Origin of the sequence: Nesterenkonia flava (assembly GCF_031432335.1) — a bacterium.
Lineage (GTDB): Bacteria > Actinomycetota > Actinomycetes > Actinomycetales > Micrococcaceae > Nesterenkonia > Nesterenkonia flava.
In genome coordinates, this window is sequence record NZ_JAVKGT010000008.1 from 33548 (window position 1) to 56906 (window position 23359).

The following is a 23359-nucleotide window of genomic DNA, read 5'->3' on the forward strand; positions in this document are numbered from 1 at the left end:
AACCCGCGTTACCGCCGTGAGAGGGCGGCGTACTAGGCCGCTATACGATGGGGCCAAGTATGATGTTGTGCGCATACGTGAGCTGCACTCATTACCACACAGCTGAGGCCCCAGATCAGAAGATCCGAGGCCTCACGCGTGGTGAGTGACCCCAGCGGGATTCGAACCCGCGTTACCGCCGTGAGAGGGCGGCGTACTAGGCCGCTATACGATGGGGCCGTATGCTCTGCGAAGTCCTTGGACTCCGCTGTTCCCGTGACGAGAACGACGAAATCTTACCAGACCTCGTGATCGATTCGTGAATCGATCCGCTGGGCTACTAGGACTCGAACCTAGAACGACGGTACCAGAAACCGCTGTGTTGCCAATTACACCATAGCCCAATGTTCACTTTTCGAACCCGCGAGGCCCTCCCGGGGAGCGCCTCGCACGGGTAACTACTTTACACGCTGAATGGGCCCTGGCGCAAAACCGGACAGGACCAGGGCCCACCGCGCGATCAGGCGAATCAGTCCCGTGACTCCACGAGTGAGCGGAAGCGGTGCAGCCGTGCCATGGAGGACTCCTTGCCCAGCAGCTCCATCGACTCGAATAGCGGAGGTGAGACCTTGCGGCCCGAGACGGCCGAGCGCACCGCACCGAAGGCTTTGCGGGGCTTGAGGCCCAGACCATCGATCAGCGCCACACGCAACGCCTCTTCGATGCTCTCGGTACTCCAGGAGGACTCATCAATGCCCTGCAGCGCCGCGGTGGCGGCGTCGAGCGTCTCCAGGACGGCGTCTTTCTCGCCGAGGCCGCTGAAAGCCTTGTCCTCGATGGCCAGCTCTTCATCGGAGACAAAGAGGAACGCCATCATGTCGGCGCCCTCGCCCAGCAGAGCAATACGCTCCTGGACCAGCGGGGCGGCTCCATCCAGCAGCGCTGCCTGCCGCTCGGTGAGCTCCTCATCCACGAGTCCCAGGGCCTGCAGATAGGGTACGAGCCGGTCGCGGAAGTCACCGGGATCAAGACGGCGGATGTGGGTGCCGTTGATGGCTTCGGCCTTCTTCAGGTCGAACCGTGCCGGGTTGCCCAGCACATCCGCCACGTCAAAGTGCTCGACGAGCTCATCGACGGTGAAGATGTCTTCGTCGGCCGAGAGCGACCACCCCAGCAGGGCCAGGTAGTTCAGCAGTCCCTCGCGGACGAAGCCGCGGTCGCGGTGGTGGAAGAGATTCGACTCCGGATCACGCTTGGAGAGCTTCTTGTTCCCCTCCCCCATGACATAGGGCAGATGGCCGAAAGCCGGCATGTACTTGGCCAAGCCCACGGCATGCAGGGCCCGGTAGAGCGCCACCTGACGCGGGGTCGAGGAGAGCAGGTCCTCGCCGCGCAGCACATGGGTGATCTCCATCAGTGCGTCATCGACCGGGTTGACCAGGGTGTAGAGCGGCTGGCCGTTGGCCCGTGCCACCACAAAATCTGGGGTGGACCCGGCCGCGAAGGTAATCTCCCCGCGCACCAGGTCAGTGAAGGTGATGTCCTCGTCGGGCATACGGAACCGCAGCACCGGCTCGCGTCCCTCAGCGCGGAAGGCGGCGATCTGCTCTTCGGTGAGATCACGGTCGAACCCGTCGTAGCCCAGCTTGGGGTCGCGTCCGGCCGCCCGGTGACGGGCTTCGATCTCCTCCGGTGTGGAGTAGGACTCGTAGACGAAGCCGGTGCCCTTGAGCTTCCTCAGCACGTCCTGGTAGATCTCTGAGCGCTGGGACTGGCGGTAGGGCTCGTGCGGGCCTCCGGTCTCCACGCCTTCGTCCCAGTCGATGCCGAGCCAGCGGAGCGCCTCGAGCAGCTGCTGGTAGGACTCTTCGCTGTCTCGCTTGGCGTCAGTGTCCTCAATGCGGAAAATCAGCTTGCCGCCGGTGTGACGGGCGTAGGCCCAGTTGAACAGCGCGGTGCGGATCAGGCCCACGTGAGGTGTGCCGGTCGGGGACGGGCAGAACCGCACCCGGACCGGAGTGTCAGCGTCGACGGCAGGGATGTCTTTGGGGGGAGCTACGGGGGCGCTCATCGGGGTGAGGGGTCTCCTTGGATGGATTCGCGAGATTACGAGCGGAAGATGGTGGTGAGGGTGCCGATGCCTTCAACTTCGGCCTCGACGCGGTCACCGGCTTCCACCAGACCGACGCCGGCAGGGGTGCCGGTGAGGATGACGTCGCCGGGCAGCAGGGTGAAGGCCTGGGAGATGTAGGAGACCAGCTCGGGAATCCCGAAGATCATCTCGGAGGTGCTGCCGTCCTGCACCGTCTTACCGTTGAGACGGCTGGTGATCCGCAGGTCCTCAGTGTCCAGCTCGGTTTCGATCCACGGTCCCAGCGGAGTCGAGCCGTCGAAGCCCTTGGCGCGGGCCCACTGGTTGTCGCTGCGCTGCGCGTCGCGGGCCGTGAGGTCGTTGCCCACGGTGTACCCGAAGATCACCTCGGGCACACGCTCCACGGGAACGTCCTTGCAGATGCGCCCGATGACGACGGCGAGCTCCACTTCGTAGCTAATCTCCTCGGAGAAGGAGGGCAGCGTGACGGGTTCTCCCGGACCGACGACGGCGGTGTTGGGGATGAAGAACAGCAGCGGCGAGACCGGGGGCTCGCCGCCCATCTCCCGGGCGTGGGCGGCGTAATTCTTCCCTACACCGACGATCTTCGAACGCGGAATGATGGGAGCCACCAGCCGCACGTCGTCGAGCTTGTGGGTCTCCCCGGTCTGCTGGATCCCCTGGTAGAAGGGATCCCCAGCGAGGACGGTGATGGTCTCTTCACCCGGCTCCCCGGCGACGATGCCGTAGGCGGGGTCCGAGTCGTGTACAAAACGGGCAATGCGCATACCCCAACTCTAACCGAGCCGGGCAGCGGCGCTCAGGCCAGTTTGTGCATCCAGCCGTGGCGGTCCTCGACGGTGCCCAGCTGGATGCCCAGCAGCTCGTCGCGGATGGCCTGGGTGACCTCACCGGTGCCGGTGGAGGCGATGGTCTTCTCCCCGTCGATGAGCTCGCCGATGGGGGTGATGACTGCCGCGGTGCCGCAGGCGAAGACTTCGGTGATGGTGCCGTCGGTCACCCCGCGGTCCCACTCGTCCAGGGTGATGCGGCGCTCCTCGACCTGCATCCCGCGGTCCTTGGCCAGCTGTATGACCGAGTCGCGGGTGATGCCTTCCAGAATGGTTCCGGTGAGCGCCGGGGTCAGCAGGCGGTTGTCACTGGTGACCAGGAAGACGTTCATACCCCCGAGCTCTTCAATGGCGTTGTCATGCAGCGGGTCCAGGAAGAGCACCTGGTCGCACCCCTTCTGAGCAGCCTGCTGCTGGGGAAGCAGCGAGGCGGCGTAGTTGCCGCCGGTCTTGGCATCGCCGGTGCCCCCGGGTGCGGCGCGGGCAAAGTCTCGGGAGACCCAGATGCGCACGGGCTTCAGCTCGCCGCCAAAGTAGTTGCCTGCCGGGGAAGCGATGACCCGGAATGTCACCTCTTTGGCGGCCCGCACACCGAGGAAGGCCTCGGTGGCGAACATGAACGGCCGCAGGTAGAGCGCTTCGCCCTCGCCGGTGGGCACCCACTCCTTGTCCTGGGCCAGCAACTCCTCCAAGGCCTGCACGAAGACCTTCTCATCCAGCTCGGGCAGAGCCATCCGGACGGCCGACTTGTTCATGCGTGCGGCATTGGCGAAGGGCCGGAAGGTGTAGACGCCGCCGTCACTGTGGCGGTAGGCCTTCATGCCTTCGAAGATCTCCTGGGCGTAGTGCAGCACAGCTGCGGCGGGATCCAGGCTGATGGGCCCGTAAGGCTCTACCCGTGCGTTCTGCCACCCGTTCTGCGCCGTCCAGTCGATGACCGCGGTGTGATCAGTGAAGTTCACGCCGAAGCCGGGGTCAGCGAGAATCTCCGCCCGGCGCTGCTCGCTGGTGGGAGTGGGGTGGGTCAGAACGTCGAACTGCATGGTGGAGCCTTTCTTAGAGTGAGGCGATTCTATCGGCGAAGGCATCTCCGCGCTGGGTGGTCGTCAGGCCCTCTCCCCCGCCAGCGGCGGCCCACTCGCTCAGCTGCGCGTTGACCGCATCAGTGATTCGCGTGGCGGCGGTCTGAAGCCCGAGGTGCTCCAGCATCATGGCCGCCGAGAGCACCGCTGCGGTGGGATCGGCGATTCCCTGTCCGGCAATATCGGGGGCAGAGCCGTGCACGGGTTCGAACATCGATGGCGCGGTGCCTTCGGCGTTGATGGAGCCCGAGGCGGCCAGTCCGATGCCGCCGGTGATTGCCGCGGCAAGGTCAGTCAGGATGTCTCCGAAGAGGTTGTCCGTGACGATCACGTCAAACCGCTGCGGGTTGGTGACCAGGTGAATGGTGGCCGCATCCACGTGCATGTAGTCCCAGCTGACGTCGGGGAACTCCGCAGCCACCTCCGTCACGGTGCGGGTCCACAGACTGCCGGCGTGGGTGAGCACATTGTTCTTGTGCACCAGGGTCAGCTGACCGCGCCGCTCCTGGGCCCGGCGGAAGGCATCCACGACCACCCGTCGGACTCCGTGGGCGGTGTTCAGCGAGACCTCAGTGGCGATCTCTTCAGGGGTGTCCCGGCGAATGGTGCCGCCGTTGCCCACGTAGGGGCCCTCGGTACCTTCCCGCACGACGACGAAGTCGAAGTCCTCGTTCTTCGCCAGCGGAGTGGCCACACCGGGGTACGTGCGCGAGGGGCGCAGGTTGATGCTGTGATCCAGGGTAAAGCGCAGCTTCAGCAGCAGCTCACGCTCGATGAGCCCCGAAGGAATGGTGGCATGCCGCGGATCAGCGCCGACGGCGCCAAAGAGAATCGCGTCGTGACCCCGCAGCGCCTCAAGCGTCGCGTCCGTCAGCGTCTCACCGGTGGACAGCCAGTGCTCAGCGCCCAAGGTGTAGTCGGTGAAGGTCACCGACGCCGACTCCGGAACCAGGGCCGCCTTCAGCGCCTTGCGCGCCTCGGCGATCACCTCCGGTCCGATGCCGTCACCGGCGATCACGGCGATATCCAGGGTGGGGGAAGTGCTCTGGGCCATCAGTTCTCCTCTGCTTCCTCATGCCGCGGGAAGATCGGCTGAGGCTTTTCGATGGGGGTTCCCGGCTGGAGCGCCTGGTCGAAGGAGGCGAAGCTGCGTGCTCCGGCGCCCGAGGCGTTGGTGCGCCCCGCGTCGCCTTCAGCGGGGATGCCCAGGGCGTCCAGCAGCTTGGTGGCGGAGGAGGGCATGACCGGCTGGACCAGCAGTGCCACCTTGCGAATGATCTCGGCGGTCACGTAGAGCACGGTGTTCATCCGCTCCACGTCGGTCTTCTTCAGCTGCCAGGGGGCCTGGTCGGCGAAGTAGGCGTTGGCCTCCCCCAGCACGTACCAGGTGCGTTCCAGCGCATGGTGGAAGTCCTGGGTCTGGTAGGCCTCACGCGAGGTCTCCAGCAGTTCCTGCGCCTGAGCCAGAATGGCGCGGTCGGCGTCGATGTAGTCACCGGGCTGCGGAATCGCGCCGTCGCAGTTCTTGACGATCATGCTCAGGGAACGCTGGGCGAGGTTGCCGAGGTTGTTGGCGAGGTCGGAGTTCTTACGCCCGACGACGGCGTCGTGGGTGTAGGAACCGTCCTGGCCGAACGGGAACTCCCGCAGCAGGAAGAAGCGCACGGCATCCAAGCCGTAGGTGGCCACCCAGTTCTCCGGGGCGACGACGTTGCCCACGGACTTGGACATCTTCTCCCCCGCGTTGTGCAGGAATCCGTGAATCATCACGCGCTTGGGCAGCTCCACGCCCGCGCTCATCAGGAAGGCGGGCCAGAAGATGCAGTGGAAGCGGGAGATGTCCTTGCCGATGACGTGCACGTCTGCAGGCCAGAACTTCTTGAACCGCTCGGATTCGGTGTCGGGGAAGCCCACACCGGTGAGGTAGTTGGTCAGGGCGTCCACCCAGACGTACATCACATGCTTCAGGTCGGTCTCGCCGTCGGTGAGCTCTTGAGGCACCGGTACTCCCCAGTCGAACGTGGTGCGGGAGATGGAGAGGTCATCGAGGCCGTTCTCCACGAAACGGATCACCTCGTTGAACCGGCTGCGGGGCCCGCCAAAGTCGGGGTTGGACCGGTAGAACTCCAGCAGCTTGTCCTGGTACTGGGACAGGCGGAAGAAGTAGGACTCCTCCTCCGTCCAGGTCACCGGAGTTCCGGTCTCGACGGCGTAGCGCTGCCCGCCCTCGCGGACCTCGGTCTCATCCTCGGTGAAGAAGCGCTCATCGCGCACCGAGTACCAGCCCGCGTACTTGTCCAGGTAGATGTCCCCGGCCTCGACCATGCGCTTCCAGATGGCCTGGGAGGCCGCATAGTGATCCTCGTCCGTCGTCCGGATGAAGCGATCGTAGGAGATGTCCAGCACCTCGTCGTCGACGCGCTTAAAGGCTGCCGCGTTACGGGTGGCCAGCTCGTAGGGAGTCAGCCCCTCCTTCTCCGCAGACTGCTGCATCTTCTGACCGTGCTCGTCGGTGCCGGTGAGGAACATGACCTCGTAGCCGTCCAGCCGCTTGAAGCGCGCCATGGCATCGGTGGCGATGTATTCGTAGGCGTGGCCGATGTGCGGCTCTCCGTTGGGGTAGGAGATGGCCGTGGTGATGTAGTAGGCGGGTTTCTCTGCCATGGGTGTCCTCGTATCCTCGCGTCAGCTAGGAGGTGTCAGTCGGCCGTGGTGGGTGTCAGTCTTCGAGGTTGACTTCGGCGGCCAGGCTGGCGCCAACCTCGGCGCTGATGGTCTCCAGCACTCCTGCCGGCAGGGCGGAGTCCACGGCCAGCACCGCCAGTGCGCTGCCTTCCCTGTTCTGGGAGACCTGCATGCCGGCAATGTTGACCGAGTGCTCGCCGAGGATCCTTCCCAGGGCGCCGACGACGCCGGGCCGGTCCGCGTATTCGAAGACCACCAGGTGCTCGGTGAGGGTGATCTCCAGGTCATAACCGTTGATGCCGACGATCTTTTGGATCTGCTTGGGTCCGGTGAGGGTGCCGCGGACCTCCAGGTTGGTGCCGGAGGAGGTTGCCGCCCGCACGGTCAGGGCATTGCGGTAGTCCTCGACCTCGGTGGTGGTGCTCAGGCGGGTTGAGATGCCCCGCTGTTCGGCCAGCACGGGGGCGTTGACGTAGGAGACGGGCTCGTTGACCACGTCGGTGAAGACGCCCTTGAGGGCCGCCAGCTGCAGGGCGGAGACGTTGAGTTCGGCGATTTCACCGGCCGCCTCGGTCTCGATGTCGGTGAAGGCCTCGTCGGCCAGCGCATTGAGCACACGGCCCAGCTTCTCGATGAGCGGGATGCCGGGGCGGACCAGCTCGTCGATGGCTCCGCCTGCCACGTTGACGGCGTCGGGCACCAGCTCTCCGGCCAGGGCCAGGCGCACGGACTTGGCCACGGAGATGCCTGCCTTCTCCTGGGCTTCGTGGGTGGAGGCGCCCAGGTGCGGGGTGACCACCACGTTTTCCCGGGTGAAGAACGGCAGGTCGGTGGAGGGTTCGGTGGAGAAGACGTCCACGGCGGCCCCGCCGATGGTGCCGGCCTCCAGGGCGTCTTCAAGATCCTCCTCGTCGATGAGTCCGCCGCGGGCCACGTTGATGAGGAAGACGCTGTCCTTCATCTTTGCGAACGCCTCAGCGTTGAGCATGCCCAGCGTCTCAGGCGTCTTGGGCATGTGGATGGTGATGACGTCTGACTTCTCGTAGAGCTCGTCGAGGGTGACCAGCTGGGCGCCGAGCTGGTGGGCGCGGGCCGAGGTGACGTAAGGGTCGTAGGCCAGGATCTCCATGTCAAAGGCCTTCATCCGCTCGGCAACCAGACCGCCGATGCGGCCCAGACCGATGACGCCCAGCGTCTTGTCCTGCAGCTCCACGCCGGTGTACTTGGAGCGCTTCCACTCGCCGGCCTTCAGCGCCTGGTGCGCCGGAGAGATGTTGCGGGCCAGACCCAGGATGTGGGCGCAGGTGAGCTCGGCGGCGGAGACGATGTTGGAGGTCGGGGCGTTGACGACCATCACGCCGGCTTCGGTGGCGGCCTTGATATCAACGTTGTCCAGACCCACACCGGCCCGGGCCACGACCTTGAGGTTCTTGGCGTGAGAGAGGACTTCCGCGTCCACCTGAGTGGCGGATCGGACCATGAGCGCATCGGCCTCGGCGATGTCGGCGAAGAGGCGGGGACGGTCGGTGCCATCGGACTGCCGGATGTCGAAGTCGGGCCCGAGAGCCTCAACGGTGGCAGGCGAGAGTTCTTCGGCGAGGACGACGAGAGGGCGAGTGCTCACAGGTTCCTTCTTCTTCAACGTAGTGATTCTTCTGATGCGGTAGGCGGTGAAGACTGGTGGGGGCCGGCCGGTAATATCCGGACCAGCCCCCACCTACCTTAGTACGCCTTCTGGAGTGAAGGCCGCGGCCATCACACGCGGCCATCAGGCGAGCGCGACGTGTGCGCGCTGCCGAGACATGCTCAGCGCGCGGCGGTGCCCTCGGTGTAGTCGTCCTCCTGGTCGTTGATCCAGGAGAACAGCTTGCGCAGCTCGCGGCCGGTGGACTCGATCGGGTGGGACTCGTTCTTCTTCCGCAGCTCCGCGAACTCCTTGGCGCCGTTGCGCTGGTCGTCCATGAACCGCTGGGCGAAGGCGCCGGACTGGATGTCAGCCAGCACGGCCTTCATGTTCTCCTTGACCTCCGGGGAGATCACGCGAGGACCGGAGACGTAGTCACCGAACTCCGCGGTGTCGGAGATGGACCAGCGCTGCTTGGTCAGGCCGCCCTCGACCATGAGGTCCACGATGAGCTTGAGCTCGTGGAGTACCTCGAAGTAGGCGATCTCGGGCTTGTAGCCGGCCTCGGTGAGAGTCTCGAAACCGTACTGCACCAGCTGGGAGGCGCCGCCGCAGAGCACAGCCTGCTCACCGAACAGGTCGGTCTCGGTCTCCTCGGTGAAGGTGGTCTCGATGACGCCAGCGCGGGTGCCGCCGATGCCCTTGGCGTAGGCCAGGGCAATGTCCTTGGCCTTGCCCGAGGGGTTCTGCTCCACGGCGACCAGCGCAGGCACACCGCGGCCTGCTTCGTACTCACGGCGCACGACGTGGCCGGGACCCTTGGGGGCGACCATGGCGACGTCGACGTCGGCCGGGGGCTGGATGTAGCCGAAGCGGATGTTGAAGCCGTGGGAGAAGAGCAGTACGTTGCCTGCGCTCAGGTGGGGTGCAATCTCTGCGGAGTAGACGTCAGCCTGGTGCTGGTCCGGGACCAGGATCATGATGACGTCGGCGGCCTGAGCGGCCTCGGCCACGGTCTTCACCGTCAGGCCCTGCTCCTCGGCCTTGGGCCAGGACTTGGAGCCCTCCTTCAGGCCCACGACGACGTTCACGCCGGAGTCGCGCAGGGACAGGGCGTGGGCGTGGCCCTGGGAGCCGTAGCCGATGACGGCCACGGTCTTCTCAGACAGCACGGACAGGTCGGCGTCGTCGTCGTAGTAGAGGTCAGCCATGTCGAGATCTCCTCGTAGTTGGGGTTTCAGTGGTGGTGGTCTAGCAGGTCGTTGCTGGTCCGCGGAGGGTTCCGCGCAGGTCAGCGGGTCTTGGCCGGCAGGGCCTTCTCGGTCATCGATTTGGCGCCGCGAGAGATGGCCAGTGTTCCGGAACGCACGATCTCGCGAATCCCGAAGGGCTCCAGGACGCTGAGCAGAGCATCGAGCTTGTCAGCAGCGCCCGTGGCCTCCACGGTGAGGGAGTCGGTGGAGACGTCCACGATCTTGGCGCGGAACAGCTCCACGGCCTGGGTGACCTGCAGGCGAGCTGCGGCGTCGGCCCGGACCTTGATGAGCAGATGCTCGCGCTGCACGGAGCTGGTGGGTTCAAGCTCGATGATCTTGATGACGTTGATGAGCTTGTTCAGCTGCTTGGTGATCTGCTCTAGCAGCACGGCATCAGCATCCACGACGACGGTGATGCGGCTCAGGCCTTCCAGCTCGGAGGGGCCCACGGCCAGGGAGTGGATGTTGAAGGCGCGGCGGGCGAAGAGTCCCGAGACCTTGGAGAGCACGCCGGGGACGTCCTCGACCAGGACGGAGAGGGTGCGCCGGGCGGTGGTGTTGTTCTCACTCATAGTCGCTTGCCTCACTCCTCGTCGTCCCAGTCGGGGGTCATATTGCGTGCGACCTGGATGTCGCTGTTGGAGACGCCCGCGGGGACCATCGGCCACACCATAGCGTCGCGGGAGACCACGAAGTCGATGACGACGGGGCGGTCGTTGATCTCCATGGCCTGGGCGATCACCGTATCGATATCTTCCTCCCGCTCACAGCGCAGTCCCACGCAGCCGTAGGCCTCGGCAAGTTTGACGAAATCAGGGATCCGCACCACGTCGGCGCCGTCGGGGCTGACCGCCGTATTCAGGTGAGTGTTCGAGTAGCGGGATTCGTAGAAGAGGGTCTGCCACTGGCGGACCATACCGAGGCTGGAGTTGTTGATGACGGCGACCTTGATCGGGATCTTGTTGATCGCGCAGGTGGCCAGCTCCTGATTTGTCATCTGGAAGCAGCCGTCGCCGTCGATCGCCCACACCGTGCGGTCAGGCTGCCCCACGGCGGCACCCATCGCAGCCGGCACGGAGTAGCCCATGGTGCCCAGTCCGCCGGAGTTCAGCCACTGGCGGGGGCGTTCGTAGCTGACGAACTGTGCGGCCCACATCTGATGCTGCCCCACACCGGCGGCGTAGATGGCTTCAGGACCGGAGGCCTCGCCGATCTTCTGGATGATCTTCTGCGGCGCGATCTGTCCGTCCTCCGGCTCGGTCCAGCCCAGGGGGTAGGTCTCGCGCAAACGGGTCAGGCGCTGCCACCAGGATTCCAGGGAGGGGCGTCCCTCCGCCTCGAAGACCTGAGCCACCGCGGAGGTCAGCTCGGGCACGATCTCCTTCAGCGAGCCCACGATCGGCACGTCGGCGAACCGGTTCTTGGAGATCTCGGCGGGATCGATGTCCGCGTGGATGACCTTGGCCTCGGGGGCAAAGGTGTCCAACTGCCCGGTGACCCGGTCGTCGAATCGCGCACCGAGGGTGATCAGCAGGTCGGCCTGCTGCAGGGCGGCGACGGCGGAGACCGCGCCGTGCATGCCGGGCATTCCTACGTTCAGCGGGTGCGAGTCCGGGAAGGCGCCGCGGGCCATCAGGGTGTTGACCACCGGAGCTCCCACGGCCTCAGCCAGAGCCATGAACTCCTCGGAGGCTTCGGCCTTGATCATGCCGCCGCCGATGTAGAACACCGGGCGCGTGGACTGCTGGATCAGCTTGGCGGCCTCGCGGATCTGCTTGGCGTGACCGCGGGTGACGGGGCGGTAGCCGTTGAGCTCCATCTTCGGCGGCCAGGAGAACGTGGTCTGAGCAGTCTGAGCGGATTTGGTGATGTCCACCAGCACGGGACCGGGGCGACCGGAGGAGGCGATGTGGAACGCCTCGGCCATGACCTGGGGGATCTGGTCGGCGTCGGTGACCAGGAAGGCATGCTTGGTGATGGGGGTGGCGATGCCGACGATGTCGGCTTCCTGGAACGCGTCGGTGCCGATGACCTGTGCGTTGACCTGCCCGGTGATCGCCACCATCGGCACGGAGTCCATGTGGGCATCGGCCAGCGGGGTCACCAGGTTGGTAGCACCGGGTCCGGAGGTGGCGAAGCAGACACCGACTTTGCCGGTGGCCATCGCATACCCCTGGGCGGCGTGGCCCGCACCCTGTTCGTGGCGGACCAGAATGTGGTTGACCTTCTCCGAATCCATGAGCGGGTCATAGGTGGGCAGAATGGCGCCGCCGGGAATGCCGAAGACGTCGGTCACTCCCAGCTCCTCGAGGCTGCGAATGATGGCCTGGCTGCCGGTGACCTGCTCCGGCGCTACGCTGCGTCCGGGGCCGTAGAGGCGCTGGTCTGCGGTGGTGATGCGGCCCTCGCGGGGGGCGGCATCGGCACGGGCGGGGCTCGCGGCTGGTGCTGTGCTCATAGTCATACCTGTCCCTGTGGTGGTTCTCGTATACCCCGACACAGACGAAACCCCGGCGTCAGGAGCTTCCCTGTGGGGCTCTTGTGCCGGGGTCAACGGTTGGCGTGCGCGGTGCGTGAGCAGGCCGTCAGTGCCCGGCGGGGCTAATGACGGGTACTACTACTAGCTGGATGCGCATGGCTTCTATCCTTGCCGCCGGTGTGATGTGTGTCAATGCGGGATTATTCCCGTCTCATATTGTGGACAGCTCTGCCGGTAAAGCACTTCGCGGAGCTGACTCGCCCTGGGGCCGCGGTATTAGCGCAACCCCAGGGCTGGATGCTCAGCCGCAGTAGGCGCCCTCGGCTGCCGAGCGCACCAGCTTGGCGTACTTGCCCAGCACACCGGTGGTCACGAACGGCGGCAGGGGCTGCCAGGCGGGGTCTGCGCGACGCTCGGCCAGCACCGACTCCTCCACCTCGAGCTCAATGCTGCGGGCCGCGATGTCCACGCGGATGCGGTCGCCGTCAGCGATGTAAGCGATCGGGCCGCCGTCCACCGCTTCCGGGGCGATGTGGCCGATGCACAGACCGGTGGTTCCTCCGGAGAACCGACCGTCGGTGATAAGCAGGACGTCCTTGCCCAGTCCGGCGCCCTTGATGGCACCGGTGATGGCGAGCATCTCGCGCATACCCGGGCCACCCTTGGGTCCTTCGTAGCGGATGACGACGACGTCGCCCGCCTGGATCTTGCCCTCTTCCAGCGCCTTCAGCGCCGCCTGCTCTCGCTCGAAGACACGGGCCGTGCCTTCGAAGACCTCTGCGTCAAAGCCGGCGGACTTCACAACGGCGCCCTCCGGAGCCAGGGATCCGCGGAGCACGGCGATGCCGCCGTTGTGGTGCATGGGATTGTCCAGGGTGCGGATGATCTTGCCGTCAATGTCCGGCGGGTTGATCGCTTCGAGGTTCTCGGCCACGGTCTTGCCGGTCACGGTGAGCACGTCACCGTGGAGCAGTCCGGCATCCAGCAGGGCACGCATGACCACGGGCACACCGCCGACCTTGTCGACGTCGGCCATCACATGCTGACCGAAGGGCTTGAGATCGCCCAGGTGGGGCACGCGGTCGCCGATGCGGTTGAAGTCGTCCAGGGTCAGATCCACCTCGGCTTCGCGGGCGATGGCCAGCAGGTGCAGGACCGCGTTGGTGGAGCCTCCGAAGGCCATTGTGACGGCGATGGCGTTCTCGAAGGCCTTCTTGGTGAGGATGTCGCGGGTGGTGATGCCTTTGCGCAGCAGCTCCACCACGGCTTCACCCGACTTGTGGGCGTAGTAGTCGCGTCGGCGATCCGCTGACGGCGGTGCGGCGGAGCCCGGCAGGGACAGTCCCAGCGCCTCACCGATGCAGGCCATGGTGTTGGCGGTGTACATGCCGCCGCAGGCACCTTCGCCCGGGCAGATCGCGCGCTCGATGACGTCCAGGTCCTCTTCGCTCATGGTGCCGCGGGCGCAGGCGCCCACACCCTCGAACGCATCGATGAGGGTGACCTGCTTCTCGGTGCCGTCCTTGAAGCGAGCGATGCCCGGCATGATCGAACCTGCGTAGAGGAACACGGAGCTTAAGTCCAGGCGCGCGGCGGCCATGAGCATCCCGGGCAGGGACTTGTCGCAGCCGGCCAGCAGCACGGAGCCGTCCAGGCGCTCGGCCTGCATCACGGTCTCCACCGAGTCAGCGATGACCTCTCGGGAAACCAGGGAGTAGTGCATACCCTCATGACCCATCGAGATGCCGTCGGAGACGGAGATGGTGCCGAATTCCATGGGGTATCCCCCACCTGCGTGGACGCCCTCCTTCGAAGCCTTCGCCAGACGGTCCAGGGAGAGATTGCACGGGGTGATCTCGTTCCAGGAGCTGGCGATGCCGATCTGGGCCTTTTTGAAGTCGTCGTCGCCCATGCCTACTGCGCGCAGCATGCCGCGCGCGGGCGCGCGGGTGTAGCCGTCGGTGACCTGCCAGCTGCGCGGCTTCTCCGGAACGGAGGGGCCGGTGACGGGCTTGGGCGGGGTGAAGGGCGTTTCCTCAGTGGGTGCGGACATGACTTGATTCTATGCCTGGGCCTCTCGGGCGCGCGTGAGGGAACGCGAGCTGTCTCACTATCCGAGTAGCGCCCCTGCTGTGCACGGGCTCCCCTAGGTGGGTGCGGCATCGGCCGCTAGGGTGAGTAAGGGAACGGGCCATCTCGTGAACGGAAGCACCATGACGGATCAGCCGAAGCCGCCTCATTCCCCCGAACCAGACGCCGACGGGACCACACCTGAGGACTCCCCCACCCCCTCCGGGGCAGGGTCAGTGGAGCCGCAATCAGGCCCGCGACCCACGGAGACTGATCCCGAGACTCGGACCAGCCCAGAGTCGGCTGAGCAGCGGTCGGCGGGCCAGCAGGCCACTGCGGAGACGACCTCGCCACCGGCCGGGTCTGCACAGCCCCAGGCCGAGGCAGGCTCCGGCGCGCAGTCCTCCGTAGACCACTTCCCCACCGAGCATCTGCCCGCTGAGCAGTTCCACACACAGCAGCTCCACAGCCAGCAGCCGGGACCTCAGGAGTACCCTGCTCAGCACACGGGACACCAGCCGCACTTCGGGCAGCACGAGGGCTTCGGCGGAGCCGCGCCCTACGGCGGCGGCCAGCCCCCCTTCGCAGCCGCCCTATGACGCAGGCGCGGCCGGGCAGTTCGGTCCCGGTGAACCACCCCGCCCGGCCCGGAAATCCCGTCTGGGGCTGATCATCGCGCTGATCGTGGGCCTGCTGGCCCTGGCTGGCGTGGTGGTGACGCTGCTGCTGACCACTGACCTGCTCGATCGGGGACCCACCGGCAGCGAGGCGACCCTGACCTCCGAGGAGCTGGAGACGGTGCTGGTGGACGCCGAGGACTTTCCCGTGGAGGGTAGCGTCGTCGGCAGCCTTGCCCTGGATCCCTGGCCGCTGAACCTCTGGGCCGATGCTGATCTGGACGAGGCGGAGGCTGAGTTCCGGCAGATGCAGCAGGAGCTCGCCGAGGAACTCGACCGGTACGACGCCGGCTCCTCCTCGACCTTCGACGCCGCCGAGCTCTCCGAGCCCTGCATGACCTTCCTGCGCGACGTGGCCAATGATGATGAGATGGCCGCGAACTTCAGCCGTTTGCCCAGCACCATCGGCGGCAAAGCGGTGGTCTCCTCCCCGAGTTCCTCGCCGTCGTTCATGGTGGTGGGCATCGCCAGCTACGAGGACGCAAGTCCTGCCTTCGCAGGTCTGTGGCAGGAGGCCTCCTCCAGCTGCGGCGAGGACGTGATGGAGGCGCTGATGGAGTCTGAGCCGGACTCAGAGTTTGATCCCGAGGACCTCGAGTTCTTCGAGTACCGGGATTTCGTCGGAGTGACCCTCTCTGGCGACATTCCCCAGTGGAGCGGCTGGGGCACCCGCGATCGAACCATTTCACTCGCCATCATGGAGCACGGCAACAACTCCGTCTATGTCTACCAGGAGGGCTACGGACGCGAGGAGCTCGAAGAGCTCATCGACGCCCAGTTGGCCGCCTTCTAAGTGAGCTTTCCGATGACCCCGGTCCCCAACAGCGGCCCCCAGCCCCGGCGGTCCATGGGAGCTGCCGCGATGGTGGGTGTGGGGATCATGGCGGCGGTCGACGAGATCGTCTTTCACCAGCTGCTGGGCTGGCACCACTTCTACGACCGTTCCACCCCGGAGATCGGACTGTTCTCCGACGGCCTGCTGCACGCCGCACAGCTGGTGCTCATCGTGGCCGGGTTCTTCATGATTGCTGAGCTGCGGCATCGCAGGGCCCTGGTGCTTCGGCCCGCCTGGGCGGGATTCTTCCTCGGCGCCGGCGGGTTCCAGCTCTTCGACGGGCTGGTCAACCACAAGCTGCTGCGAGTGCATCAGATCCGGTAGGACGTCGAGAATGTGCTGGCCTACGACCCCGCCTGGAACGGTGCAGGAGCCCTGCTGCTCCTCATCGGCGTGGTGCTGGCTGTGCGCTCCCGGTCCCCGAGGAGTCCGGAGTCTTCGTGAGGCTGGCCCACGTGCATGCCCCCGCTACACCTACAGGTGCCGTGGACGGCGTCGGGTGGATCCTGCCTGCCGCGCTGGTACTGGTTCTCGCTGCGGGGTATCTGCTGCTGCTGGTGCGTCGGCGACTTCAGCTGGAGCGCGGCTGGAACCCGTGGCGCACCGGCAGCTGACTCTTCGGCGCCGCGCTTCTGGGCTGGGGTCTCTCACCGGCGGTGAGTGCCGCAGAGGCGACCGGGTATATGCTTCAGCACCTGCTGATCGGGATGTACGCCCCGCTGCTGCTTCTGCTCGGGGCACCGGTGACAGTGGTGCTGGGGGCGGCCAGCACCACCTGGCGCGCTCGTCTTGGTCGGGTGCTGAAGAGTACAGGTCTGCACCTGGTGTCCCATCCCGCCACGGCCGCGGCCCTGCACATCGGGCCGCTGTTCCTTCTCTACCTCACACCGGTCTACACCCTCATGATGACCTCGTGGGCTTGGCACGTGATCTTCATGGTGCACTTCGTCCTCGCGGGGACACTGTTCGCCTGGTCCATCGCCGGGCCTGACCCCGCGCCTCGCCGACCGGGAGTAGTGACCCGAGCCGCGGTGCTGGTGCTCAGCGGAGGCCTCCATGCGTGGCTGGCCACCCTCATCTACTCGCGGGCCGAGTCCCTGCCTACTGCCGCACATCACGGCGCCGATGGCGCGGCAGGAGCCGAGGAGCTGCGCAGCGCAGCTCAGCTGATGTACTACGGCGGTGATGGAGCCGAGATTCTGCTGGCCATCGCGCTCTTCGCGGGCTGGTACCGCAGCCGGACTCGAGGGCCGATTCGGCGCCGGGAAGCGGGCCGGCGCCTCAGCCCATCTGGTCGATGACGGTCTCTGCGACCTCTCGCATCGTGAGTCGACGGTCCATGGAGGTCTTCTGGATCCAGCGGAAGGCCTCGGGCTCCGAGAGCCCCATCTTGGTGGTGAGCAAGCTCTTGGCCCGGTCCACCAGCTTGCGGGTCTCAAACTTGTCCGCCAGGGAGGTGACCTCCTGCTCCAGGGCACGGATTTCATCGAAGCGTGCGACGGCGACCTCGATGGCGGGAATCAGATCGTTCTCTCCAAAGGGCTTGACCACGTAGGCCATCGCTCCAGCCTCGCGGGCTGACTCGACGAGGTCCCGCTGGGAGAAAGCGGTCAGCATGACGACGGGAGCGATGCGCTCCTCCGCAATGGTCTTTGCTGCGGTGATGCCGTCCATGACGGGCATCTTCACGTCCATGACGACCAGGTCAGGCTCGGTCTCGCGCGCCAGCTCCACGGCCCGTTCGCCGTTCTCGGCCTCGCCGACCACGTCATAGCCGGCACCGGTGAGAATCTCCACGATGTCCAGCCGGATCAGGGTCTCGTCCTCGGCCACCAGGACGCGGCGGGGAACCTCGCCCTCCACGGAGGGCTCGCCCTGCTGCTGGGTCTGGTTCTCTTCAGTCACGGGGCTCCTTCAGGAATGCTCACAGGTGTGCCCGCGGTGGGACTCGAACCCACCAGGCCGCCTGATTCTCCGGGCTGGGCCACTCCTGACCCCTTGCAACCAGTAAGTCTACCGTTGCGAACCATTGCGCTGAATCGCGCTCATGGTTGACGGCGTCAACACCGCTCTGAGGCCCTCAGAACCTTGTTGACACGGTAGGAGTGAGGGTTGTGCCCGCGGGGAGACTCGAACTCCCACGGCCTCGCGGCCGGCGGATTTTGAATCCGCTGCGTCTACCATTCCGCCACGCGGGCAACCCCACAAGCATAATCACCAGCCCCACAGTGACGCGACTCGAAGGTTCTACTGCAGCTCGACCCCGGCAGAGTCAGAGTCCTGCCACGTGCGGATGTTCCCCTGGACTTCCTCCCAGGTCTGACCCGCGGCGGCCTCCCACTGATCCCATGTAGCCAGCACCTCCTGAAGGCGCAGAGCATGCCCCGCCGGGATAACCCCCGCTGCACGGATGCGTTCTTCGAGACGAAGATAGTCACCCCCTGGCACATCGGACTTATTCACACCGATGATGAGGGTCCACGGGAACTGTGACGACGCAAACACCTGGACTGGAGCACCGGGACGGAGGAAGCCCCGCACAGTCTCAGCAATGTGGCCCCTCGTCCCGACCGGATGTCCACCGCCACTGACGTGAGACCTCAGACGCTCCCTGAGCTGCTCCGATGATGCGCGGCGCTGCTCCTCGGGGAAGCCCAGCAGGTACGCGAGCCACGGCAGCAGACGATCTGGGGCCCCATCGAGGTCCAGGAGCTCTCCTGACCACATGCGGTTGTTGAGGTCCCGGACCTGCCCGGCCAGGTGCCCTACACCGTCGAGGTAGCGAAGCAGCGGCACGGGGTAGGGCCGCTGAACGCGATCCAGCTGCTGGTAGACCTGCGGGAGTCGACCCCACCAGTCCCGAGTGAATGAATGCACAGGCGCGTCGTGCTCGTCAGTCCAGGACAGGGGTTGCTCGAGGGGCTGCTCAGACATTCAGCTCACCCCATCGCGCACAGTCACGGTGAGATCCTGCAACCTCGGAAGGGGAGCAACACCCTCCAAGGGGATGTCTTCTGAGACGCTCACGACGCCAGCGACCTCGGGCACGTTCAGCACCTGACCCACGACGTCGTACTGGCGGACGGTATCCCCCCAGGCCCATTGCGATGGGGAAAGCCAAGCCTCGAGGCGCCGGACCACTGCATCGCGTACGGTGTCGACAGGTACCCCTAGCCGGGCCTGCACCTCCACCTCGATAGAGACGTCCGTGTACGTCGGGGCCACTACGTGCACCACCAGGGAAGCCAGAGCCTGGTCAGAGATCCATTCCGCGATGTCGCGACGCTGTACCTCTGTCAACGGCTGCCCATCGTTGTCGGCCACCACCACCGTTACATGCCCAGGGTCCTCCCCCGGTGCCGTGTTTGGGCTGGTCGGGTCATAGACGTCGACGATCCTCGCGCGGCCCACCTCCGGGCGGGACAGCACCGCCTGCTGGAAGTGCTCCGGCATCACCAGGGTCGAAGTCAACCGGCCGAATGTCGACGCCGCCCGGGAATGCAGACTCGCGTCCGTCTCCACGTCACGGCCACCCACCGTGGTCTCCACCAGCGTCACCCGCTCCACGAACGGCAGGTTGTCGACCAGCTCCAGGCTGGCGCCCCGCGGCAACTGGTTCAGGTGCCGGCCGGATTCCTCCGCCCGGACACGCACCCGCCCCGACGCCCCCTCAGCGATCAGGATCTCCAACCGCCCGGTCGTCAGGAAGTCAGCTGTCTCCCCCGTCGACTCCATAGTGACCCGAAGCCGAGTCCCCGAAGGCACCTCATAGACGGGCCCGTACCCGGCCGTGTCGAACTGCACCACACCAGTCGCCGGAGCGCCCTGATCCCGGTGGATACCCTGCAGTGCGAGGATCTGCTCCACCAGCCGGGTCGGGACCTCCTGCACCGCGAACGCCAGCGGCGCCAGACCCAGGGCGAGGGCCTCGGCCAGCACCACTTCCATGTGCCCAGCGCGGGGCTCGAACTCAGGCACCACGGCGCGCAGATGCTCGAGGATGGTGTCCAGCAGCTGCTCCTCAGATGCCCAGTCCAGAAGGTCAGGGACCACCGGCTGTGGCGCGTCCGGGGATCCCGTGGGGATTTCACTCATACGGCCTCGTCCTCGACTTCCTCTCGCGCCCATCGGACGGAGTACGCAGACTGTGTCTCTGAGATGACCTGCTCCTCAACGTCCTCGACTTGGATCCCCTCCGGTCCGTATGTGCTTAGACCGGTCTCGATATCGCCGGGACTGATGCCGTTCCAGGTGGGGTCGTTGATCCCGAAGTCAGGTTCCATGACTCGCTCACCGACCTTGGTCAGGGTGAGCACTGCTATGGCCTCCTCGACCTCCTGGTCTGAGCCGAAGGGCGCGATGGCCGCGGACCCCTGAGGGGTGAAGCGGAACGGGAAGCTCAGGACGCCTTGGGTCATAGGCGCATGATGCCTGCCCGCCGCGGCCCCCGGTGGGAGGGACCGACCGGCTCACGCTTCTACACTGGGCGGCATGGATGGTGTGGACCGGACCAGTGAGGCGACCAGGCTGTACGCGACCATGCTGCAGGCCCACACCGAAGGGTTCGGCGAGCCCACCGAAGAGCACAAGCGGTACTTGTGGGGACTCGCTCTGCAAGTCGTCGGCCGGGAGCGGCTGCGCCTGAAGTACGGGCTGATGCGGCCGGGTGCCGCGGTCGCACGAGAATTCCATGGGCGTGGGTACGCCGTCGGCCACCGTGACCGCAGTGATGAGCCGTCGTGGGTGGCCGTCCAGTGGGAGTCGCACTGGCTACCAGAGGATGAGGCGGAACGGGACGCTGTCCTAGAGCAGCACGAGACGGAGAAGCAGGCGGAGGAACGGCGCCGCGTGGAACTGCACAAGCGCTGGTACGGCAGCTAAGTCGGACTAGACCGGCTCCAGTAGCCCCGGGTGGTTATTCCGGACGTTCCCTACGTCTCTGCTGACCTCGTAGATCTCCCAGTCGGCGGCCACGGAAAGCGCCTCACCGCGGACACGCTCCACCAGGGTCTCCGCGTCTGTCTTATCCAGGTCGCCCGGCTTGATCCAGTCCTCCACGGTCTCTGGTGATAGTGGCAGTGGCATCCGGTCGTGAAGGCCGGCGAGTTCACCGAGTAAGCCGGCGTGCCCGTGGTCGGGTGAGGGGCCGGTGAGAATCGTGCATGAGAGGATCCAGGGCTCATCGTCGCCGGCGTTCTTGTCCCGCCACCACTCATAGAGTCCAGCGAACAGGTGGGGCTGCCCGTCTTGCCGGCGGACCGCGTAGGGGCGTTTGTTGCCTTCGGGGTCTTTCCACCACTCGTAGTAGGCATCAGCTGGGACGGCGCACCGTTTGGTCCGGACAGCGGACCTGAATGTGGGCTTCTCGATGACGGTTTCTGAGCGGGCGTTGAAGGCCCGGGCGGACTGGGCTTTGTCTTTGGCCCAGATGGGGAGCAGTCCCCAGCGTGCGGTGTGGAGCTCCCGGTGAGGGGTGCCGGTGTCGCCGGGGCGTTCCAGCAACACAGGTACGTCCGTCGTTGGCGCGACGTTGTAGGACACCCGCTCGTTGTAGCCGTCGCCGAGGTCAGCCCGTAGCAGGGTGGCCAGCTCAGCGCCAGACCGGCTTGTGACGTATCGCCCGCACATGCGCCCAGCGTAACCGGACGGCGTAGCGGTCGCACGTGCAGAGCCCCCGTGACTCAGCCAGGGGCGATTCACGGGGGCTCTTGTTTGCCGCCGGTTCTTGGAGGTGGACGCGGGAGGACGTCACCGGCGGCCGCACCAGGGTACAGGATCGGACTTGTTCGCTGGGGCGCAGGTACGCCTAGCCATCAAGGAACACGTTGGCGTCGTGAGCGTCCTTCACCGCACACATGGACAACCGGTGTTGACGCCCCAGCGAAAGTTCTCAGTGGCCGGTGTCGCGTGCCAGCCGGGCCTGCTTCTGCTTGTAGGACGCCTCCAGCTCCACCCCGGTACCCAGACCAATGTGGATCAGCCACGCGTTCACCAAGGGGTTGGCCATGATCCTGGTGACAGCACCGGTGGTGGCGACACTGAAGGCCAGGAACGCCTCAGTGGAGGAGGCGAAGTCCGTGCCAGTGGTGGCCTCGACTGCGATCTCCGCCAGAAGGGTCAGTAGCCCACTGGTCACCAGGCCGATGACGGTGGCGACCACAGTGCGGAGGGTGGCCTTCCAAGGGTGGACCTCTTGAGTTGACGGCCCGGGGTTACGCTTCAGCTCATCACTGCCCTCGACCACATGCTTCTTCGGCTTGTCGTTGCCGAGGTATTCCTGCTCAGTCACGGGGGTCTCCTATCGGTTGTAGGCGCCACGCTGGACGTTGAGGCGTGCGGTGAGGGCCCACCAGGTCATGGCGCCGGGCTGCCCGTCGATGGCACCGGAGTAGCGGCGGGATGCTGGCTCCTGGGAAAGGACAACCTGCACGGCCGCCCAGATGCTGCGGGGGTTGCCGAAGGTGCCGCCGCCGAGGCGCTGCACATCCGCCCGCTGAGTCACCGCACGGTGTGATCGCAGCAGCCACTGGCGGGCGAGCTCTTCGTGGCCCCATTTGCTGGTGCTGGTGGGGGTGAACCCGGCGCGGCGCAGCCACTCGAAGAACGCCGCCGAGTGTGAGGCGGGGACGACGTCGAACCAGGTGTTGACCGGCAGACCCGACTTACCCCGGAAAGGGTTGCGGTTGGCGGTGAAGATCTGATCCAGGGGGCGCCCTGGCCACTGGGTCTCAGCACTACGCCCAGCAGGGCGGGAACCACCCGAGGACGAACCACCGGAAGATCCGCTGGTTCCGCCGGGGATAGTGAGCCGCTGGCCCACGCGAATCAAGTCCACGTTGGTGATCCCGTTGGCGGAAGCCAGAGCACTCACCGTGGTGCCATGGGCGGAGGCGATACCACCGAGGGTGTCCCCAGCCCGCACCGTGTACGTACCACCCGGGCGGGCAGTGCTGGACCCGGTGGAGGCCTGGGGTGTGGTGCCCCCGAAGTCCAGCTGCCCAGCGGTGATGACCCGCCGGATCGGCTGACCCGCGCAGCTGGTCGCGTTGCCGGGCATGTTGCCGTGGTCCACCGGACGTGTCCGGAGGTTCGGGAAGGCGGTGCGCTTCAGGTGCGCGGCCAGGGCACGGAAAGCGGCACGAGCCGCAGCCGACGGGGCCTCATTGTTGCCCACAATGAAGAGCACACCGATCGCGGTGAAGTTGTTATTCAGTGCGTGGGCGGTGGCGTGAGAATGCCCGGAGCATTCATAGATCCGGCCTGCCTGGTCAATCGCGTAGTCATAGCCCAGATCAGCCCACCCATTGACGCGAATGTGCATGGACCGCCAGCCACGCAGGCGTGCACAGGACTGAGCCTGAGACTCCGCCCCGATGATCACATTCCCTACCGCGGGGTAGTGCGGGGTAACGGTGCGGACGTTGGCGGGGGTGCGGCGACGGTTGCTGATCCGGGTGAAGCCCTTGGGCTGATCGGTCCAGGTACGGCGGGGCAGGATGGTGACCATCAGATGACCTCCTCGCCGTCGAAGATGTCGCGCTCGTCGGCGTCTTCCTCTTCAGGGATCGCGACATGCTCGACCTCCACGGGCTCAGCGAGTCCCGGCTCCGGATCGGTGTCGTAGTCGTCCAGGTCCGGGGTCGGCACGTCTTCATCGGTAGGATCCCCACCGAGTTCATGGGTGGGTGCGAGTTCGTCTTCGGGCGGAAGCTTCGGCACTGGTCTGCCC

At 66.0% G+C, this 23359-nt stretch carries 24 protein-coding genes and 4 tRNA genes (1 of these 28 only partly in view); 6 read left to right on the forward strand and 22 right to left on the reverse strand.

Annotated elements, in window-relative coordinates; all coding sequences use genetic code 11:
- From RH857_RS04325 to ilvD, 13 genes are all read right to left on the reverse strand, one after another.
- Positions 1–55: transfer RNA gene (locus RH857_RS04325), tRNA-Glu, on the reverse strand (it extends 121 nt beyond the left edge of the window).
- 91 nt (positions 56–146) lie between these two features.
- Positions 147–219, reverse strand: a tRNA-Glu gene (locus RH857_RS04330).
- Between the two features lie 92 nt (positions 220–311).
- Positions 312–383: transfer RNA gene (locus RH857_RS04335), tRNA-Gln, on the reverse strand.
- A 125-nt stretch (positions 384–508) separates the two neighbouring features.
- A complete protein-coding gene (gene gltX, locus RH857_RS04340; protein WP_310536745.1) occupies positions 509–2050 on the reverse strand; it encodes a glutamate--tRNA ligase in 1542 nt (513 codons plus the stop codon).
- Between the two features lie 35 nt (positions 2051–2085).
- Positions 2086–2859: a fumarylacetoacetate hydrolase family protein gene (locus RH857_RS04345; RefSeq protein WP_310536746.1), complete on the reverse strand. Its 774-nt coding sequence runs from the start codon at positions 2857–2859 to the stop codon at positions 2086–2088.
- A 32-nt stretch (positions 2860–2891) separates the two neighbouring features.
- Positions 2892–3965, reverse strand: a complete 1074-nt coding sequence (locus tag RH857_RS04350; protein WP_310536747.1) for a branched-chain amino acid aminotransferase — start codon at positions 3963–3965, stop codon at positions 2892–2894.
- 13 nt (positions 3966–3978) lie between these two features.
- On the reverse strand, positions 3979–5058 hold the full coding sequence (locus tag RH857_RS04355; RefSeq protein WP_310536748.1) for a 3-isopropylmalate dehydrogenase: 1080 nt from the start codon (positions 5056–5058) through the stop codon (positions 3979–3981).
- Entirely contained in the window at positions 5058–6668 is a 1611-nt protein-coding gene (gene metG, locus RH857_RS04360; protein ID WP_310536749.1) for a methionine--tRNA ligase, read from the reverse strand. The genes RH857_RS04355 and metG overlap by 1 nt, the downstream gene beginning before the upstream one ends.
- A 55-nt stretch (positions 6669–6723) precedes the next feature.
- A complete protein-coding gene (serA, locus tag RH857_RS04365) occupies positions 6724–8313 on the reverse strand; it encodes a phosphoglycerate dehydrogenase (RefSeq protein ID WP_310536750.1) in 1590 nt (529 codons plus the stop codon).
- Positions 8314–8495: 182 nt separating this feature from the next.
- Positions 8496–9524 carry a ketol-acid reductoisomerase gene (ilvC, locus tag RH857_RS04370; RefSeq protein WP_310536751.1) on the reverse strand — a complete coding sequence of 343 codons (1029 nt, stop codon included), beginning with the start codon at positions 9522–9524 and terminating at the stop codon, positions 8496–8498.
- A gap of 80 nt (positions 9525–9604) precedes the next feature.
- The gene (gene ilvN, locus RH857_RS04375; protein WP_310536752.1) at positions 9605–10141 is read right to left on the reverse strand and encodes an acetolactate synthase small subunit; all 537 of its coding nucleotides are present in this window, start codon (positions 10139–10141) and stop codon (positions 9605–9607) included.
- 11 nt (positions 10142–10152) lie between these two features.
- A complete protein-coding gene (locus tag RH857_RS04380) occupies positions 10153–12033 on the reverse strand; it encodes an acetolactate synthase large subunit (RefSeq protein ID WP_374761117.1) in 1881 nt (626 codons plus the stop codon).
- 316 nt (positions 12034–12349) lie between these two features.
- Entirely contained in the window at positions 12350–14101 is a 1752-nt protein-coding gene (ilvD, locus tag RH857_RS04385) for a dihydroxy-acid dehydratase (RefSeq protein WP_310536754.1), read from the reverse strand.
- A 160-nt stretch (positions 14102–14261) separates the two neighbouring features.
- Here ilvD and RH857_RS04390 point away from each other — a divergent pair, with 160 nt between their 5' ends.
- The 5 genes from RH857_RS04390 (at position 14262) to RH857_RS04410 (ending at position 16931) form a co-directional block, all read left to right on the forward strand.
- Entirely contained in the window at positions 14262–14717 is a 456-nt protein-coding gene (locus tag RH857_RS04390) for a hypothetical protein (protein WP_310536755.1), read from the forward strand.
- Between the two features lie 85 nt (positions 14718–14802).
- Positions 14803–15588, forward strand: coding sequence for a hypothetical protein (locus RH857_RS04395; RefSeq protein WP_310536756.1), 786 nt, complete (start codon positions 14803–14805; stop codon positions 15586–15588).
- A gap of 12 nt (positions 15589–15600) precedes the next feature.
- Positions 15601–15954, forward strand: coding sequence for a DUF2243 domain-containing protein (locus tag RH857_RS04400; protein WP_310536757.1), 354 nt, complete (start codon positions 15601–15603; stop codon positions 15952–15954).
- 116 nt (positions 15955–16070) lie between these two features.
- Positions 16071–16244 carry a hypothetical protein gene (locus RH857_RS04405; protein ID WP_310536758.1) on the forward strand — a complete coding sequence of 58 codons (174 nt, stop codon included), beginning with the start codon at positions 16071–16073 and terminating at the stop codon, positions 16242–16244.
- A gap of 18 nt (positions 16245–16262) precedes the next feature.
- On the forward strand, positions 16263–16931 hold the full coding sequence (locus RH857_RS04410; RefSeq protein ID WP_310536816.1) for a cytochrome c oxidase assembly protein: 669 nt from the start codon (positions 16263–16265) through the stop codon (positions 16929–16931).
- Here RH857_RS04410 and RH857_RS04415 read toward each other — a convergent pair.
- The 5 genes from RH857_RS04415 to RH857_RS04435 all read right to left on the reverse strand — a co-directional run bounded on the left by RH857_RS04415 (position 16912) and on the right by RH857_RS04435 (position 20048).
- On the reverse strand, positions 16912–17535 hold the full coding sequence (locus RH857_RS04415) for an ANTAR domain-containing response regulator (protein ID WP_310536759.1): 624 nt from the start codon (positions 17533–17535) through the stop codon (positions 16912–16914). The two genes, RH857_RS04410 and RH857_RS04415, sit on opposite strands and share 20 nt — an antisense overlap.
- A 210-nt stretch (positions 17536–17745) precedes the next feature.
- Positions 17746–17828: transfer RNA gene (locus RH857_RS04420), tRNA-Leu, on the reverse strand.
- 49 nt (positions 17829–17877) lie between these two features.
- Positions 17878–18564 (reverse strand): hypothetical protein, encoded by a 687-nt coding sequence (locus RH857_RS04425; protein ID WP_310536760.1) that lies wholly within the window; start codon positions 18562–18564, stop codon positions 17878–17880.
- Positions 18565–19725, reverse strand: coding sequence for a baseplate J/gp47 family protein (locus RH857_RS04430; RefSeq protein ID WP_310536761.1), 1161 nt, complete (start codon positions 19723–19725; stop codon positions 18565–18567).
- Positions 19722–20048 (reverse strand): hypothetical protein, encoded by a 327-nt coding sequence (locus tag RH857_RS04435; RefSeq protein ID WP_310536762.1) that lies wholly within the window; start codon positions 20046–20048, stop codon positions 19722–19724. The genes RH857_RS04430 and RH857_RS04435 overlap by 4 nt, the downstream gene beginning before the upstream one ends.
- Positions 20049–20121: 73 nt before the next feature.
- Here RH857_RS04435 and RH857_RS04440 point away from each other — a divergent pair, with 73 nt between their 5' ends.
- On the forward strand, positions 20122–20511 hold the full coding sequence (locus RH857_RS04440; RefSeq protein ID WP_310536763.1) for a hypothetical protein: 390 nt from the start codon (positions 20122–20124) through the stop codon (positions 20509–20511).
- Between the two features lie 6 nt (positions 20512–20517).
- Here RH857_RS04440 and RH857_RS04445 read toward each other — a convergent pair whose 3' ends face one another.
- From RH857_RS04445 to RH857_RS04460, 4 genes are all read right to left on the reverse strand, one after another.
- Positions 20518–21258 (reverse strand): SOS response-associated peptidase, encoded by a 741-nt coding sequence (locus RH857_RS04445; protein WP_310536764.1) that lies wholly within the window; start codon positions 21256–21258, stop codon positions 20518–20520.
- 262 nt (positions 21259–21520) lie between these two features.
- Complete coding sequence (locus RH857_RS04450) at positions 21521–21919, reverse strand: hypothetical protein (protein WP_310536765.1); 399 nt, start codon at positions 21917–21919, stop codon at positions 21521–21523.
- Between the two features lie 9 nt (positions 21920–21928).
- Positions 21929–23137 (reverse strand): LysM peptidoglycan-binding domain-containing protein, encoded by a 1209-nt coding sequence (locus tag RH857_RS04455; protein WP_310536766.1) that lies wholly within the window; start codon positions 23135–23137, stop codon positions 21929–21931.
- Entirely contained in the window at positions 23137–23349 is a 213-nt protein-coding gene (locus tag RH857_RS04460) for a hypothetical protein (RefSeq protein ID WP_310536767.1), read from the reverse strand. Before RH857_RS04460 ends, RH857_RS04455 begins: the two co-directional genes overlap by 1 nt.
- Positions 23350–23359: the final 10 nt, after the last annotated feature.

Bases quoted from the DNA above. Each gene is read 5' to 3' on its own strand.
- gltX (WP_310536745.1), bottom strand. From the start codon at position 2,050: ATGAGCGCCCCCGTAGCTCCCCCCAAAGACATCCCTGCCGTCGACGCT.
- RH857_RS04345 (WP_310536746.1), bottom strand. From the start codon at position 2,859: ATGCGCATTGCCCGTTTTGTACACGACTCGGACCCCGCCTACGGCATC.
- RH857_RS04350 (WP_310536747.1), bottom strand. From the start codon at position 3,965: ATGCAGTTCGACGTTCTGACCCACCCCACTCCCACCAGCGAGCAGCGC.
- RH857_RS04355 (WP_310536748.1), bottom strand. From the start codon at position 5,058: ATGGCCCAGAGCACTTCCCCCACCCTGGATATCGCCGTGATCGCCGGT.
- metG (WP_310536749.1), bottom strand. From the start codon at position 6,668: ATGGCAGAGAAACCCGCCTACTACATCACCACGGCCATCTCCTACCCC.
- ilvC (WP_310536751.1), bottom strand. From the start codon at position 9,524: ATGGCTGACCTCTACTACGACGACGACGCCGACCTGTCCGTGCTGTCT.
- ilvN (WP_310536752.1), bottom strand. From the start codon at position 10,141: ATGAGTGAGAACAACACCACCGCCCGGCGCACCCTCTCCGTCCTGGTC.
- RH857_RS04380 (WP_374761117.1), bottom strand. From the start codon at position 12,033: ATGACTATGAGCACAGCACCAGCCGCGAGCCCCGCCCGTGCCGATGCC.
- ilvD (WP_310536754.1), bottom strand. From the start codon at position 14,101: ATGTCCGCACCCACTGAGGAAACGCCCTTCACCCCGCCCAAGCCCGTC.
- RH857_RS04390 (WP_310536755.1), top strand. From the start codon at position 14,262: ATGACGGATCAGCCGAAGCCGCCTCATTCCCCCGAACCAGACGCCGAC.
- RH857_RS04400 (WP_310536757.1), top strand. From the start codon at position 15,601: ATGACCCCGGTCCCCAACAGCGGCCCCCAGCCCCGGCGGTCCATGGGA.
- RH857_RS04425 (WP_310536760.1), bottom strand. From the start codon at position 18,564: ATGTCTGAGCAGCCCCTCGAGCAACCCCTGTCCTGGACTGACGAGCAC.
- RH857_RS04430 (WP_310536761.1), bottom strand. From the start codon at position 19,725: ATGAGTGAAATCCCCACGGGATCCCCGGACGCGCCACAGCCGGTGGTC.
- RH857_RS04435 (WP_310536762.1), bottom strand. From the start codon at position 20,048: ATGACCCAAGGCGTCCTGAGCTTCCCGTTCCGCTTCACCCCTCAGGGG.
- RH857_RS04440 (WP_310536763.1), top strand. From the start codon at position 20,122: ATGGATGGTGTGGACCGGACCAGTGAGGCGACCAGGCTGTACGCGACC.
- RH857_RS04445 (WP_310536764.1), bottom strand. From the start codon at position 21,258: ATGTGCGGGCGATACGTCACAAGCCGGTCTGGCGCTGAGCTGGCCACC.
- RH857_RS04455 (WP_310536766.1), bottom strand. From the start codon at position 23,137: ATGGTCACCATCCTGCCCCGCCGTACCTGGACCGATCAGCCCAAGGGC.